Annotated in this window: 15 protein-coding genes, 1 tRNA gene and 1 other annotated feature; of the genes, 4 read left to right on the plus strand and 12 right to left on the minus strand. The window is 36.6% G+C overall.

Annotation, left to right across the window (positions count from 1 at the left end; genetic code table 11):
- Positions 1-442: 442 nt before the first annotated feature.
- The 8 genes from IGJ76_RS10885 to IGJ76_RS10920 form a co-directional block, all read right to left on the minus strand.
- Positions 443-1288 carry a MetQ/NlpA family ABC transporter substrate-binding protein gene (locus IGJ76_RS10885; protein ID WP_067482768.1) on the minus strand — a complete coding sequence of 282 codons (846 nt, stop codon included), beginning with the start codon at positions 1286-1288 and terminating at the stop codon, positions 443-445.
- 24 nt (positions 1289-1312) lie between these two features.
- A complete protein-coding gene (locus tag IGJ76_RS10890; RefSeq protein WP_067482770.1) occupies positions 1313-1999 on the minus strand; it encodes a methionine ABC transporter permease in 687 nt (228 codons plus the stop codon).
- Positions 1992-3026 carry a methionine ABC transporter ATP-binding protein gene (locus tag IGJ76_RS10895; protein ID WP_067482772.1) on the minus strand — a complete coding sequence of 345 codons (1035 nt, stop codon included), beginning with the start codon at positions 3024-3026 and terminating at the stop codon, positions 1992-1994. The genes IGJ76_RS10890 and IGJ76_RS10895 overlap by 8 nt, the downstream gene beginning before the upstream one ends.
- Before the next feature lie 71 nt (positions 3027-3097).
- Positions 3098-3350: a binding site (T-box leader), on the minus strand.
- A 78-nt stretch (positions 3351-3428) separates the two neighbouring features.
- Positions 3429-3767 (minus strand): glycine cleavage system protein H, encoded by a 339-nt coding sequence (locus IGJ76_RS10900; RefSeq protein WP_067482774.1) that lies wholly within the window; start codon positions 3765-3767, stop codon positions 3429-3431.
- A gap of 1 nt (position 3768) precedes the next feature.
- Entirely contained in the window at positions 3769-4125 is a 357-nt protein-coding gene (locus tag IGJ76_RS10905) for an arsenate reductase family protein (RefSeq protein ID WP_067482777.1), read from the minus strand.
- A 4-nt stretch (positions 4126-4129) separates the two neighbouring features.
- A complete protein-coding gene (locus IGJ76_RS10910) occupies positions 4130-5317 on the minus strand; it encodes an FtsW/RodA/SpoVE family cell cycle protein (protein WP_067482779.1) in 1188 nt (395 codons plus the stop codon).
- Positions 5318-5423: 106 nt separating this feature from the next.
- On the minus strand, positions 5424-5951 hold the full coding sequence (locus IGJ76_RS10915; RefSeq protein ID WP_430596623.1) for a GNAT family N-acetyltransferase: 528 nt from the start codon (positions 5949-5951) through the stop codon (positions 5424-5426).
- Positions 5935-6810 carry a LysR family transcriptional regulator gene (locus tag IGJ76_RS10920; protein WP_067482783.1) on the minus strand — a complete coding sequence of 292 codons (876 nt, stop codon included), beginning with the start codon at positions 6808-6810 and terminating at the stop codon, positions 5935-5937. The genes IGJ76_RS10915 and IGJ76_RS10920 overlap by 17 nt, the downstream gene beginning before the upstream one ends.
- Before the next feature lie 160 nt (positions 6811-6970).
- Between IGJ76_RS10920 and IGJ76_RS10925 the strand changes: the two genes are divergently transcribed.
- Entirely contained in the window at positions 6971-8014 is a 1044-nt protein-coding gene (locus IGJ76_RS10925) for a YeiH family protein (RefSeq protein ID WP_071869096.1), read from the plus strand.
- A gap of 90 nt (positions 8015-8104) precedes the next feature.
- Here IGJ76_RS10925 and IGJ76_RS10930 read toward each other — a convergent pair whose 3' ends face one another.
- The gene (locus IGJ76_RS10930; RefSeq protein WP_067482792.1) at positions 8105-8569 is read right to left on the minus strand and encodes a methylated-DNA--[protein]-cysteine S-methyltransferase; all 465 of its coding nucleotides are present in this window, start codon (positions 8567-8569) and stop codon (positions 8105-8107) included.
- Positions 8570-8855: 286 nt separating this feature from the next.
- On the opposite strand from IGJ76_RS10930, the gene IGJ76_RS10935 reads away from it, so the two are divergent.
- The gene (locus IGJ76_RS10935) at positions 8856-9800 is read left to right on the plus strand and encodes a glycosyltransferase family 2 protein (protein WP_271015825.1); all 945 of its coding nucleotides are present in this window, start codon (positions 8856-8858) and stop codon (positions 9798-9800) included.
- A gap of 122 nt (positions 9801-9922) precedes the next feature.
- Here IGJ76_RS10935 and IGJ76_RS10940 read toward each other — a convergent pair whose 3' ends face one another.
- Positions 9923-10159: a hypothetical protein gene (locus IGJ76_RS10940; protein ID WP_067482796.1), complete on the minus strand. Its 237-nt coding sequence runs from the start codon at positions 10157-10159 to the stop codon at positions 9923-9925.
- Positions 10160-10282: 123 nt separating this feature from the next.
- On the opposite strand from IGJ76_RS10940, the gene IGJ76_RS10945 reads away from it, so the two are divergent.
- Positions 10283-10355, plus strand: a tRNA-Thr gene (locus IGJ76_RS10945).
- A 268-nt stretch (positions 10356-10623) separates the two neighbouring features.
- Complete coding sequence (locus tag IGJ76_RS10950; RefSeq protein WP_082294022.1) at positions 10624-10905, plus strand: DUF1905 domain-containing protein; 282 nt, start codon at positions 10624-10626, stop codon at positions 10903-10905.
- A gap of 89 nt (positions 10906-10994) precedes the next feature.
- Here the strand turns inward: IGJ76_RS10950 and IGJ76_RS10955 are convergent, their stop codons facing one another.
- On the minus strand, positions 10995-12485 hold the full coding sequence (locus tag IGJ76_RS10955) for a pectate lyase-like adhesive domain-containing protein (RefSeq protein ID WP_430596624.1): 1491 nt from the start codon (positions 12483-12485) through the stop codon (positions 10995-10997).
- A gap of 72 nt (positions 12486-12557) precedes the next feature.
- Positions 12558-14462: a pectate lyase-like adhesive domain-containing protein gene (locus tag IGJ76_RS10960; protein WP_430596848.1), complete on the minus strand. Its 1905-nt coding sequence runs from the start codon at positions 14460-14462 to the stop codon at positions 12558-12560.
- Positions 14463-14654: the final 192 nt, after the last annotated feature.

The following is a 14654-nucleotide window of genomic DNA, read 5'->3' on the forward strand; positions in this document are numbered from 1 at the left end:
AACTTTCATTTATTCTCAAAAAAGCTTTATTTTTACATTGTAATTTGTATAAAAAGAAAGGAGCTAGGATAAAAGTAGCCGAAATAGAAAAAAACGCCTAAAATTCGTTTTTTTAAACGTTGATTTTAGGCGTTTTTTAAATTAAAAAATGTATTATGAACGACTGATTTTTAGTTTTGTCTCGGTCTCTCTTTTATGAAACATTTATAGTTGTGCGTAGTGACGTTTCTCGTGAGATTTATTCTGATTTTATTCAAAATTTAGAAGCTATTTTGCATGCTTACTCACTATCTATTCGGAGCTAAACGTTTTGTGCCACAACCTTTTCCACGGTGTTCCCAAAGCAACTCCTCGAAATAATTCGTAACTGTCAAAAATATGAAAAGCTATTTTTATCAGTTACTTTTTATTTTTTCGGAGCTAGTCGCTTTGCGCCACACCTTTATTTTGCATCTGCTGAGACTGGCTTCACAGAACCGCCCCATTTTTCAGTGATCCATTTTTGAACATCATCACGGTGTAACACTTCAATCAAAGCTTTGATTTTCTTGCTGTCCTTATCTTTTGAACGTGTTGCAATGATATTTACATAAGGTGAATTGTCTTGTTCTAATAGCACCGCATCTTCCAATGGATTCAAACCAGCACCATAAGCAAAGTTTGCATTGATTGCAACTAAGTCACCTTCATTATTTTGATAAGTCGACGCAAGTAAAGAAGGATCAATTGTATGATTGAATTTTAAATTCTTAGGATTTTCTGCAATATCATCAAATGTCGCTGTTTCAAGATCCACACCATCTTTGACTTTCACTAAATCAGCATCTTGTAAAATTGTGATGATTCGACCCCAGTCAGATTCTGAGTTTGAAGTAATGATTGTAGCACCATCTTTTAATTCAGAAATATCTTTGATTGATTGAGAATACAAGCCCATTGGTTCAATATGGATGGCACCAGCATTCGCAAAGTCATACCCTTTTTCTTTGATTTCTTTGTTCAAATAAGGAATATGTTGGAAATAGTTGGCATCAATATCGCCTTCTTCAAGAGCTTGGTTCGGTAACACATAATCATCAAACTTAACAATTTCAAGATTGATGCCTTCCTCTTTCAATAATGGTTGGACGTGTTCCAAAATTTCTGCATGTGGTGTTGGTGATGCACCAACTTTTAATGTTGTTTCATCCGAACTATCCTTTGCGCTGTCTTTTCCGCTGTTCCCACAAGCTGCTAAACCGACTGTTAATAAAAGTGCTGCTGCTAATCCAAAAATTTTCTTTTTCATCCTGATATCCCCCTAGTATTTTTCTTATCTTCTATCTGTTTTCTTCGTTAAGAAATCTCCAATTCCCTGAACAACGAATACAATAGCTAAAATAATTAATGTTGCAACAAATGTCACTGTCAAATTACCACGTTGGTAGCCTTCTTGCCAAGCCAAACCACCTAGTCCGCCAGCGCCGATTGCTCCTGCCATTGCAGTGAAACCAATCATTGAAATCGTCGTTACCGTTAAACCTGAAATCAAAGCAGGTACACTTTCAGGAATCAACACTTTCCAAATGACTTCCCAATAACTTGCGCCCATTGCATCTGCGGCTTCAAGAACACCCGGACTTACTTCACGAAAAGCAATTTCAACTAATCGTGCGTAAAATGGTGCTGCAGATAATACCAATGCTGGAATCGCTGCTTGCGCGCCAAGCATCGTCCCAACGATTGCTTTTGTAAATGGAATGATCAATACCATCAAGATCATAAATGGTGTTGAACGGAAAATATTACTGATAATCGAAACAATCCCGTACACGATACGTGCATAAGGTTTATTTTTCCTACCAATCGAATAAAGAACTAAACCTAAAACTAATCCGATAACTGTAACTAAAACCATTGAAATCAATGTCATGTATAAAGTATCAACAATTGCTTGTTTCATCGTCTCTGCATTGATTTGGCTAAAATCTAAATAGGTTGCTGAAAAGCTTTTATCCATGATGAATCACCTCTACTTCTACGCCTTGTTCGGTAAAGAATACTTCTGCTTGATCTAATTCTTTTTCTTCACCTGTCATCAAAATCGTTAGTGAACCAAACGAACCTTCCTTTGCTTGTTTGATTTTGCCATAAACAACATTGATATCCACGTTATAACGACGAACTGCTTGAGAAATCACTGGTTCATTTGCGTTATTTTCGTCAAACGTTAGCGTAACTAGGCGGCCGTTTGGATTTTCCTTGATCAATTCAGCTAATAGCTCAGTAGAATCAGCTTCTGGTTCAATATCTTGTTGAACAAAACGTTTGGTTACTTCTTGTTTTGGATGACGGAAGACATTTAGAACCTCGCCTTCTTCAACTACTTTCCCAAGTTCCATTACAGCAACCTTATTACAAATTTTACGAATAACATTCATTTCATGTGTAATCAAAACAATCGTTAAATTTAATTTTTTGTTGATTGCCAATAACAGGTCCAGCACTTCTTCCGTTGTTTGCGGATCAAGTGCACTAGTAGCTTCATCACATAATAAAATTTCTGGATCATTTGCCAATGCGCGCGCAATCCCAACTCTTTGCTTTTGTCCACCAGATAGTTGCGAAGGATATGCATCACCTCTGCCTTCCAATCCAACAAGTCCCAATAGTTCTTCTGCTCGTTGTTGACGTTGCGCTTTTGGTATACCAGCAAGCTCAAGTGGCAACTGGATATTTTCTAACACTGTACGTGACCACAAAAGGTTGAAATGTTGAAAAATCATTCCGATTTTTTTACGAAAAGTTCGTAACTCTTTATTTTTCAACTTTGTGATATCTTGATTATTTACAATGACCTCGCCACTGCTAGGTAACTCAAGTCCATTTAACAAGCGGACTAATGTACTTTTTCCGGCGCCCGAGTACCCAACGATTCCATAAATATCTCCTTTGTCGATACTTAAAGACACATCGTTGACAGCGTGGATTGCTCCGTTTTTCCCACCAAAAGTCTTTTCGACATTGGTCAATTGGATTAGTGCCATATTTTCCCCATCTTTCTTCTAAAAATTTTCTTGGATAAACAAAAAAGCTTCCGCCCATTTGCTCCATTAAGCAAAAGGACGAAAGCATAAACTTCCGTGTTACCACCTTGATTCGTTAATGCTTTACAGCAATAACCTCTTTACAGTACTTGAATAATCACTCGTATACTGTCGTGCTATAACGGGCACTCCCGTAGTAAGTTCGCTTGTGCTCACTCACTCTGCTCTAAGACCATCTTCCATCTCATGTTCGTTACCCATTTTCAGCGAACAGGGCTCTCTTCAAACGTCTGTGAAATGTACTCTTCTTTTCAAAGCTTTCATGTAATTGCCTTTGATTATAGCAAGTAGAAATTCCAGTGTCAACAATTTTTAAAACTAGAATACTTAATCAAAAAATGATTATAGGTTTTCAAAATCCTGTGGATCAACCTCTTTAAAACTTAAAATCCAAGCATTCATTTCGTCTTCATCATTTAAAATGTTGATATCCGCATCGATTTTTTCATTTACGGAAGAAATCGTTCCTGTAACTGGGCTGGCAATTTCGCTGACCGCTTTTTCTGCTTCAACTTCAAGCAACGGTTCACCTTTTTGATACGTCTTGCCAACTTTTGGTAAATTGATAAAAGTAACTTGTCCTAATTCTTCTTGTGCTTCATTCGTTAAACCAATGCAGTATTCTTTTCCGTTAAATAAAACCCAAAGATTTTCAGTTTTCTTCAAATGTTTGCCTGCCATGTTAAACTAACGCTCCTTCATAAGTTTTTTCATTATAACCAACTGTTACTACCTGATCTTCTTTCACTAAAAGTGGACGTTTAATCAACATTCCGTCAGTTGAAAGTAGCTCACTAGCTTCTTCGATTGAAAAACCATCGATTTGTGATTTCAAACCTAATTCACGATATTTCATCCCGCTCGTATTGAACAAACGACGCATCGGTAAATCTGTATTCGTTAACCAAGTCTCAATTGTTTGAGCGGTTGGTGTTTCTTGAACCATATCGACTGTTTGATAAGCAATCTGATGTGTATCTAGCCATGCTTTTGCTTTTTTGCAGGTCGAACATTTCGGATACCAATAAAATGTGTACAACGTCTTACCTCCTAGATGTTTTGTCAGGTGTCTCGTTTTGGAAACGCATGGATAGAATTAAACCAATCCCAATCATATTTCCCAAAATAGATGAACCACCTTGACTAATAAATGGTAGGGGAATCCCCGTTAGTGGTAGTAAACCAATATTTGCGCCAATATTTTCAAAAACATGGAACAATAACATCATGATTAATCCACTAGCGATATACGCATAAAATTCATTATTTGTGTCAAAACAAACGCGAATCATTCGATAAATCAAAATAAAATATAAAAAGATCACGAATGCGCCGCCAATAAACCCAAAATTCTCGCCAATCACTGTAAAAATCATATCTGATTCACGAACAGGTACATATACATCACTGGTATTGAACCCTTTACCTAATAATCCACCAGAACCAATTGCCAATAAGCCTTGGGCAGGTTGATAACTCATACCAGAAGTATCGTGGAAAGGATCTAGCCACGAATCGATCCGAGCAAATTGATAAGACTTAAAACCAACTTTATATAATAAATCTCTTCCGCCTTCTGTCGTAACTAAATAGATCAGCCCTGCCCCAACAACTAAAGCGATCACTACGACAGGAATGACAATTTTCCAAGAAATCCCTGACATCAAGAAAATCCCACCAAAGATAGCCAAGAAAACTAGCATCGTCCCAAAATCATCTTGTGCCATAACTAAAGCTAAAACAGGTAACGTTACAAGCAACATCTTAGCAATCAGCCACAAATCATTTTTCGTCGTTCGTTCTTTCAACTGACTGTTGTGCTTGGTCACGATTAACGCCATCATCAAAATGTACGCAATTTTCATTAATTCCGCTGGCTGAAAAGTGAAGGAGCCAAAACTAAACCAGTTTTTTGACCCAGTTACCAATGCGAGCTGTTTGTCATAAAATTTGAGTAGCAATCCCATGACTACTAAACCCAGACCATATAAATAGGGTGTTAACTTCCAAATCCATTTGGAATTCAGGTGCATAATAACAATAATTGCTACAGCTCCAACCATGTACCACACGGTTTGCATCATTACACCTCGAAAGACAGATGGATTATTCGGATCGTGACTAAGTGCTACGTATAAAGAAAGTAATCCAATTAAACATAAAAGGAACACTGGTAAAATGACACCGTAGTCAATCCGATTATCGTTTGACGCTCTTTTTTTCTTTTCCATGTTTCATCCCTTTTCCTAAAACCATACTGCTATTTATTATAGCGGTCTGATTCTATAATTGAAAGTCTCAGCAAATGAGATTTGGGAAAAAATTAACTTTCCATCACTAAATTCCAAAAGCCGATGAATATTGAATGACACCAGCAGTTTTCACTGGTTTTTCTCCAATAAATTTTATCAAAGAGTACGCGTCGGGCACATCGAAAGGCAAACGAATTTGGGCTTGACTTGCTGGGAAGTACCCAAATTTTTGATAATACGCAGGTTCACCTAAAATACTGATTGCCACATAGCCTAATCGTTTCGCTCGTATTTCGAGTTCTCGAAGAATTGCAGCACCCACTCCTTGATGCTGACAAGTTGAACTAACTGCTAATGGCGCAAGTACTAATGCTTGGTATGCTGAATCTTCAGATAAGATATTGATTTTTGTCAGTAGTCCATAGCCAACTATTTGATTTTCTTTTTTCGCCACTACTTCTAACTCTGGAACATACGCCTCAGTTCCTCTTAATCGCTCAATCAATTCATGCTCATCGCCATCTCGATGCTCTGCCGTTAAAAATGCCTCATAAACCATTCTCTTAGTCGCTGAATAATCCTCTGGTTTAATCGTTTCAATCAAAAATTTCATTGTTCTCACCTTTTCTCTGCTTGATTTCTTTTTCATGAAAGAATGTTTTTAGCTTCTGCTTCAGCCAATCGTAGACGTCTGGAAGTAGGGAGTTTGTACTACTATGACCAGCTACAATAAAAATATCCCTCTTTTGTAAAAAATTACCTAGCGGTTGCCACTTCATATCCTCTGTAATCGATAATGATGACACGATTGATTTTCCAACACCTTCACGAATCAGTTGTAATAACAGTTCATTATTGTTCACATAGATGATTTGTGGATGTAAATCAAACTCATTCAAGTATAATTCATTAAAGAAACGTATACCAGAATCTTCTTCACGAATTAACCAATGCGCTGCTTCAGCATCACCAGCCAAAACCAATTGGTCTTCTAAGATGATTTCTTTACGAATATCATTTGTTGCTAACGGCTTCTCCAACAAACCAATGTCCGCGTGCCCAGCTTGAACAGCCAAAGCAACCTCGTTTGAATTCATCATGTTAATACTGAAATCAATTAACGGAAAAGTTTCAACTAAAGATTTCATTACTTTGGGTAACAAATAAATTGCGGTCGTATGAGAACAAGCAATGACACAATTTTCTTTAAAGTTATCTTTTTTGGCAGCTTGGGCAACCGAAGTAAATAATTCATTCATGACTGCTAAAAATTTAGGATATAAAAAATCAGCTTCTTTAGTTGCTGTAATTTTCTGCTTGCCATTTCTCAAAAACAATTGAATCTCTAACCGATCTTCTAACTTTTTGATTTGTGAAGATACTGTCGGCTGTGAGATGAACAATCGCTCTGCCGCAATACTAAAATTCTGTGTTTCATAAACAACTAAAAATGTCTGAATCCATTCAAACATTACGTTCACTTCTTTCTATTTCTTTTTTACTATTGTAACTTGTTAGCCTTAACATTACAAAACATAATCATAAATATAGTAATTATCAATTTTACAAATAGTTATTTTCTCTCTATAATACAGCTATCAGTTAAAATATTACTAGGAAGGATTCTGATTCATGAATAATTTATCAATACACCAAAATAAAACAGCGATGGCTCGCTTCAAACAGATTGCACCTGGTCTAGGATTGTCAATCATTGTCGCAGCCATTAGTCGTGTTTTAGCTATTTTTTTACCTACATTAGGAGGGGCAACAATTGCTATCTTATTAGGGATTCTTTTAGGAAACACGTTGTTCAAACAGCCAGTATTAGCTACTGGGACAAAGTTTGCAGAAAGTTTCTTGCTTGAATGTTCTGTTTTCTTATTAGGCGCAACAGTAACTGTTCAAACGATTGCGCAAATTGGCGTCAAAGGAATCTTTTTTATTCTTTTACAAATGACAGGGACAATCTTGGCAGCATACTTTATCGGGAAAAAATTATTATTTTCTGATACTGCTTCATTGATGATGGCAGGTGGTAACGCAGTCTGTGGTTCGTCTGCCATCGCAGCGATTGGGCCAAGCATTCGCGCTGACGAAGAAGAAAAAGGACAAATCATTACGTTAGTTAACTTATTAGGAACCGTAATGATGTTGACTTTACCATTTTTAGGTCTTCAGCTTTTCGGTGCTAATCTCATCGAAAAAAGTGCACTTTTAGGTGGAACACTTCAATCTGTCGGTCAAGTTGTTGCCGGAGCTAGCTTTTTAGATGCTTCTGTTGTTCAATTTTCAATGCTCTTCAAAATCTTACGTATTGTATTACTCGTAGTTGTAGTCTATATTTTTGAAAAAGTAATGGTTCGTAAACACCCCGAAAACTTTGTTCAAAATCTTCAAGATGTGAATAAAAGAAAATTACCACTACCATGGTATGTCTTAGGGTTTCTAGCATTTTGCCTAGTCAATAGCGTGTTCACGCTACCGACTGTGATTGATCACACTGCACATTTTATCAGCACTTGGTTTGAAATCACTGCGCTAGCTGCCATTGGTCTTCGTTTAGACTTTGTCAAATTTATGAAAGAAGGTCCACGATTTTTATCTTATGGTCTTGCCGTAGGTCTTTGTCAAACGATTTTAGCGGTAGGTTTGATTTGGCTCATTCGCCTATAAAAATCCTCGCTTACAATAAAACAGGAGAAAAAGTATGTCAGAATCTTTCTGACATACTTTTTTTGTGCCTCTAACTTTTTCTATTCATCTTTATTCTGAAAGAATTTTTTCTAATAAAAGCAATTTACGTTTCTTGGCTAACCCTTCTTCTCCATTGCCCATGTAGCCCGTTAACTGACCATTATGGCCGATTACTCGATGGCAAGGGACAATAATTGGCAGAGGATTTACTCGATTAGCTTGCCCAATTGCGCGCACTGCTTTCGGGTTGTCAATTGCCTGAGCAACTTCTTTGTAACTACGAGTTTCGCCATAAGGAATATTGATTAATGCTTGCCAAACATCTTGCTGAAATGCCGTACCTGTTTTAATCGATAATGGAACTGTAAACGCTTCTCGCTTTTCAGCAAAATATTCTGTAAATTGTTCTTTGGCTAAATTCAAGATTTCTTGATTAGCATTTTCGCTCTCTTCAATCAAAGTAAAGCTAACTTTTGTTACTCCTTTTTCGTCTGCGTCAAACCAAAGATCCCCAACAATTGTGTTCATCTTCATGATTTTCTTTGTGCCTACTCAACAGATGTGTGGTAGACTTTCCTCCTTAGAATTGTATGTAAAAAATAATCTTTAAAACTATTTCAAAAGTTTGCTTCATCATCTACTATCTCAGGTAAAATTGCAACTGGAAGGAGCTTTCTTCCTGTTTTTTAGCAATTTCTTTAAAGAAAAATTTTTTTAATTTTGAATGAAATGCTACACTAGACATATCACTAAAAAGCATAATACTCAACTTATCAACTAACCAAGTACTAGTTGTTGAGCAACAGAAAGGAACAAACGAATGAAAGTCTCTATCGTCGTACCCTGCTTTAATGAAGAAGCAGCAATTCCACTCTTTTTCCAAGAAGTTGAAAAATATCGTGGAACTTATACTTTTGAATACTTGTTTATTGATGACGGGTCCAAAGATCAGACCTTACCTGTCATCAAAGAATTAGCTAATGCCTATGATTCCGTGCGGTTCGTCTCATTTTCCAGAAATTTTGGAAAAGAAGCTGCATTATATGCTGGCTTGCAAGCTGCAACAGGTGATTTAGTCACCGTCATGGATGTTGATTTGCAAGACCCGCCTGAATTGTTACCAGAAATGATTGAACGTATCTTGACCTCTGATGTTGATTGCATCGGAACAAGACGATCTACTCGGGAAGGTGAACCCGTGATCCGTAGCTTTTTTGCCAAAAAATTCTATCAATTGATTAACCGAATCAGTGATACTGAAATGGTGGATGGCGCCCGCGATTTTCGTTTGATGACGCGTCAAATGGTCAATGCTGTTTTAGAATTAACAGAATACAATCGTTTTTCTAAAGGCTTATTCAGCTGGGTTGGTTTTAAAACAGAATATATTTCTTATGAAAATCGTGAACGTGTAGCTGGAGAAACTTCATGGTCTTTTTGGAAGCTGTTAAGTTATTCGATTGATGGCATCATCAACTTTTCTGATGCACCGCTTACCTTAGCTGCATTAATTGGCGCACTTTCTTGTATCGGTTCAGGGATTGCAATTTTATTTATCATTGTTCGCGCTCTTTTATTCGGCGATCCCACATCTGGTTGGCCTTCTATGGTTTCAATTACCTTATTCATCGGTGGAATCCAGTTGTTGTGCCTTGGTATTATTGGCAAATATATTGGGAAAATTTTCCATGAAACCAAGCGTCGTCCTATTTATATCATTCGTGAAACAGAGAAAATGAAACCTCATCAAATTGATTCTCACTAAAACATACGTCAATCAATACAAATTTTTTTAACGAGGCTGGGATAAAAATAAATCCTAGTCTCTTTTTTATTTTATAAAAAGACATAGAAAAAACCATCTCACTGGTACGAGATGGTTCATGACTAAATTTTTTGTAATTGTTTGTAATTAATAATAACTACGCCTTTGCTTTGGGTCATCAGGTTGGCATTTTCAGCAGTTTCATCAATTTCAACCACTGCAGAATTCTTAAGCTGCTTTGAAATCGTGCCAGTTTGTGGCTTTCCATGTACTGTAAAAGTGACGTGAGTGTCAATTGTAAATTTTTCACCCAATTCTGACGGGACGACATGTGTATCAAATTTTCCAAAAGTTGCCATTTCATAAAACCTGCCTTTCATTACAATTATAGCACATTTTATGAAAAAAATCATGAAATTGATAAAATCTACGAATATCTCTTTACATTCATTAAGATTGGGTTTATAATTTCTTTGGCATTTGCCAGCTTAGCTCAGTCGGTAGAGCAACGCACTCGTAACGCGTAGGTCACAGGTTCGATTCCTGCAGCTGGCATAAAAAGGTTGTGAAAGAAGTGACCTGCTCCAACAAATAAGAATAAATTTTCGGAAATTGCTTCCCAAATTTTTGTAAAATTTAGGCTTATTTGGAAGGAGTTACTTCTTGAACACCGTGAATGAAGTTGTGGCACAAAGTACTTGGCCGCAACTAAACAAATGCAAGAGTCTTGGGCATTCACTTGTCTTAGGCTCTTTTTTATAGCAAAAATCACTTATTTATTTTATATTGAAAAATACCTCACAGCAAAAGGAAGTTTACTATGATGAAAAGTTATCAGTTTGAATCAAAAATTTATTGTTCTGAAGCTGGCAAAGGTGGGGCCTACGTTATCTTTCCTTACGACCTCCGAAAAGAATTTCATCAAGGGCGTATAAAAGTCCATGCTACTTTTGATGGTGAAGATTATCAAGGAAGTATTGTAAACATGGGAGTGAAGAATGAAGACGGCAGCATTTGCTATATTCTCGGTATAAAAAAAGAAATTCGAAAGAAAATCAAAAAGGAGATTGGTGATACTGTACTCGTTACCGTTCACCCCATTTAAATCGTTAACAATAGCCTATCGCATAAAAAACTGGACTCTCTTGACAGTGAGAGCCCAGTTTTTATTTAGTACTCTTTCTCAACGTTTTTTTATTTAACGTTAACAGTTATATTTAGGCTGACCTTATCATTATATTCTTGATGAACTTCAATAATAGTGCCCGTTAGCTGTGCAGGAATGTCCATTACCCATTGTTTATCTTCGTCAACAGTTGTCCTTCCAATTTCAACATTGTTTACTTTTGCAATAACTGTTGCTCCTTTGAAACCTGTTCCTTGTAACTTGTCATCAACAGATGTTACTTCGCTTTGAATAGTAGGTGGCAATAAAAGCCACGGTGTATCATCATTAACGAATGAACCGCCAATTATTTTTCCTACTTGATTCGCCATAAAACCAGCCGAAAAATCTTCGTTTGAAGAGGAAATCATTTCCTGAACAGCAGTACTGCCAATTCCAGTAAGTGAAAATTCTGCTTCAACTGGTTCAGCATAAATTTGATCTGGTGTTTGAAGAAGCGCCCGACCACGCACCCAAGTTTTTACACCTTCCTTAGAATTCAGTTGGATAGTTGCTTTTCCACCAATATTGCTCCCAAAAATAGTTCCTAATTTTTGACTATTATTATTTACAATTTTAAAGTTAGCTCCTTCTTCAAAAATAATTTTTCCATTACTCATAATTGTTCCCTGTGCTTTTGTACCAATCGCTTCAAAAGTAGCGCCATTTTTTACTGTAATATCGGTGTTTTTTCCAACAATTCCTGTACTGCCACTTATTTTTGAGGTACTTCCAGATGCAAAATGTACAGAACTATTATTATCAACACTAATGGCAGAACCACCAAATCCATGAACTTCTAACGCTCCTTCATTAGTCAATGTCAGATTTGAATTGTTGTGTATTCCGTGAAGTGTACCTTGAACGTTTAAAGAAGCATTTTCCCCAATCGTAACATTTGGATTCGTACCGATCATATCAATTCCATTTGTTGCGGGATTAGGATAGCCCACTCTTGCACGCATATCTGCAATTGCATTCGGTAAAATTGTTAGTTTATTCCCTTGAAATGCCTCTTCTAAATTGGAAACACATTTAAAGTTTCCTGCAACTTGTAATTCACCAGAAGGCAAGTAAGTAAATTGATGCCCATTTTCAAAATCAACATTCTCAACATTCAATACAACGTTAGGTTGATCGCTCCAAAATACCCCATAGTTATCGGTATTTTCAATTTTTATATCTTTTAATGCTATCTGGGCATCTTCAACAGTGACCTTTATTTGAAATAGATTGGCATTGATTTTATGGTTATTGCCATAAATCGTTTTATTTTTAGCATTAGCTAAAATCGTTTCTTTTAAGTCCAGATCATTTTGCAAACTAATTTCTGTAATCGAACTGTCAATCAGAGCAGCCTTTAACTGTTCAGGAGTAGACACTTCTGCTAATCCTTTATACACTTCAATTTCATTTTGTCTCTCAGCATTCGAAATTGTTTGTGCTAAGCCAACACTTCCGTTCATCATCACTGCGCAAGTGAATAATGTCACGGAAAAATAAATTGCTTTTTTTATCATTATTCTTTCCTCCAAGAAATAGTTGATTTGCTAAGTATTTTGTTAACTCTGCAAGTTATTGTACGTTATCATTTATTTTACGACTAAATAGCCAATGCCATCTTTATCTAATGGCGCAATGGTGTGACTACCAACGGTTGTTTCTGGAATTTCAGTAAAGATGTGCGCATAGTTATCACGAACAGCACTTGCGACATTTAAGTCTTGTGTTTCTTTAAAGTCGCCTACTTCAAGTGTGATACTTAATTTATATTCGCCTGGTTCTAGCCCAGCTAGCACTGTATCTTCAACAATTGCTTGATAGCCATTGAAAACGCCAGTGTTGTACCAATCATGGTTTGCACAAGCAAACGTTCCGACCTCTGTTCCATCCGTTGCTGTTAGATGAAGCGTTTTCTTCACAGCATCTTTATTTGTTAAGTCTAAGCTTCCGTTATCAATTGAACCTTCTAAAATCAGACCATATCCTTGCCAGTAACCTAATTTAAAAAAGTTAACTGTTTGATCCAAATGACTAACGACTTGTGAAACAAACTCACTTTCGTTTCCGTCAACAACTTGATTCACATCAATTTTTGTTCCTTCTGCTTGTGGCTCAATCGAGATTGTCCAGCGACCATCTGCCCCTACTACTCCAGTTCCAAGCAGCACGCCGTCTACGTAAGCATTAATTGTTGCTCCTGGTGTACCAAGACCAGTTAACTGCTTATCTTTGTCATTCACAACGTTAAAAACAGGTGCATCAATTTTTTCTCCGACGTAAGTTCCACCTTGAATTTTACTTGTTTGTCCTGTGACATATGTACTCGAAAAATCTGCATTACTTGATTGCATGTTCGTTTGTTTCACACTCGATAGATAGCCTGACAACGTAAAAGTAGCTGTTGTTTTCTGGTACACTTTATCTGGCTGGCTTGCTTCACTATTTCCCAAATTCCAAGTATTGATTCCTCTGGTCGAAGCAATGCTGACATCTGTTGGAGTCGTGTAAGAACCCATGACAACTCCATTTTTATTATGATTTGTAATTGAGAAATTTGCGCCATCTTCAAACACAATCTTTTCACCTGCGATCAAAGTTCCTTGTGTCCCTTTACTTTCTGCAACAAAATCTGCACCTGTTCGTACAAATATACTTCCTGAAGTGGCTTCAACTGCTTCTTCAATTGTGTCTCCGCCATTTGCCTTCGTACTACTTCCTGCTTCAAAATTCATTTTACTCTTTGAAGCTAAATGAATTGCTTGATGTAGCTTTGAGGTAACTTCCAAATCTCCTTGATTTGTCAATATAAAATTAGTTCCGCCATAAATGCCAATTGAACTAGAATTTAATGTAAAGCTTGCACCTGTTCCAATCGTTAATTTCGCTTGGTCATAATCCATTGACACTGGCGCCCAAAGAGTAGAGTCGTTTTCAAATAAAACTTCTGCACCCGTCGTTAATTCTATTTCTTTTCCTTGAAAAACTTCCTCTGTATCCGAATGACTACTAACTTTTCCAGCTAGAATCAATTTCCCGTTTGGTAAGTAAATCATTTGCTTCCCACTATGGGTAATATTTTCATATGTAATTTGCACATTTTGATTGTCACTCCACAATAAGCCATAAATATCTGTGTTGATAATCGTTGCACTATCAATGGACCCGATTGACGAATCTTCATTAAAATATATTTGATAAGAATTCGCATCTAATGTATGACCGTTTCCATGAATATGTTTTTCTCCTCCCTGAATCGCTACAGTTGACTCTAATGTCAAATCATTCGCTAATGTGATATCTGAAACGTACTCATCACTTAAAGCATCTTTTAGCTCTTGCCAGTTAGCAACTTCGACTTTCCAACCCTTCTCTTTCAACAGAGCACTGCCAGAGATTGCGCTTTCATTCCCCTGTATTACTTGTCCACTTACCGTACTTGTTAACAATAACGTCGATAACAATACGCCTGCTAACAAGCCATTACGAAACACCACGTTTTTCAAAACTATACCTCCCGTTATTTTTATATAGAATTTTAATTCTAAAATAATTATACCAACAGAAAAACAAGACAGTCAATATAGATAAAATAAAGAATGTATGTTTTTTTAATTTTAAAAGAAGTTATTTAAAACCATTTTGATTCATTAGATAAAATAAAAGATACCATTCCCTCCGTATTAGAA

It is taken from the genome of Enterococcus sp. DIV0175, assembly GCF_050529075.1.
Lineage (GTDB): Bacteria > Bacillota > Bacilli > Lactobacillales > Enterococcaceae > Enterococcus_B > Enterococcus_B thailandicus.

Excerpts from the sequence above, each read along its gene's own strand:
- IGJ76_RS10885 (WP_067482768.1), bottom strand. The coding sequence starts at position 1,288 with ATGAAAAAGAAAATTTTTGGATTAGCAGCAGCACTTTTATTAACAGTC.
- IGJ76_RS10890 (WP_067482770.1), bottom strand. The coding sequence starts at position 1,999 with ATGGATAAAAGCTTTTCAGCAACCTATTTAGATTTTAGCCAAATCAAT.
- IGJ76_RS10895 (WP_067482772.1), bottom strand. The coding sequence starts at position 3,026 with ATGGCACTAATCCAATTGACCAATGTCGAAAAGACTTTTGGTGGGAAA.
- IGJ76_RS10900 (WP_067482774.1), bottom strand. The coding sequence starts at position 3,767 with ATGGCAGGCAAACATTTGAAGAAAACTGAAAATCTTTGGGTTTTATTT.
- IGJ76_RS10910 (WP_067482779.1), bottom strand. The coding sequence starts at position 5,317 with ATGGAAAAGAAAAAAAGAGCGTCAAACGATAATCGGATTGACTACGGT.
- IGJ76_RS10915 (WP_430596623.1), bottom strand. The coding sequence starts at position 5,951 with ATGAAATTTTTGATTGAAACGATTAAACCAGAGGATTATTCAGCGACT.
- IGJ76_RS10920 (WP_067482783.1), bottom strand. The coding sequence starts at position 6,810 with ATGTTTGAATGGATTCAGACATTTTTAGTTGTTTATGAAACACAGAAT.
- IGJ76_RS10925 (WP_071869096.1), top strand. The coding sequence starts at position 6,971 with ATGAATAATTTATCAATACACCAAAATAAAACAGCGATGGCTCGCTTC.
- IGJ76_RS10930 (WP_067482792.1), bottom strand. The coding sequence starts at position 8,569 with ATGAAGATGAACACAATTGTTGGGGATCTTTGGTTTGACGCAGACGAA.
- IGJ76_RS10935 (WP_271015825.1), top strand. The coding sequence starts at position 8,856 with ATGAAAGTCTCTATCGTCGTACCCTGCTTTAATGAAGAAGCAGCAATT.
- IGJ76_RS10940 (WP_067482796.1), bottom strand. The coding sequence starts at position 10,159 with ATGGCAACTTTTGGAAAATTTGATACACATGTCGTCCCGTCAGAATTG.
- IGJ76_RS10950 (WP_082294022.1), top strand. The coding sequence starts at position 10,624 with ATGAAAAGTTATCAGTTTGAATCAAAAATTTATTGTTCTGAAGCTGGC.
- IGJ76_RS10955 (WP_430596624.1), bottom strand. The coding sequence starts at position 12,485 with ATGATAAAAAAAGCAATTTATTTTTCCGTGACATTATTCACTTGCGCA.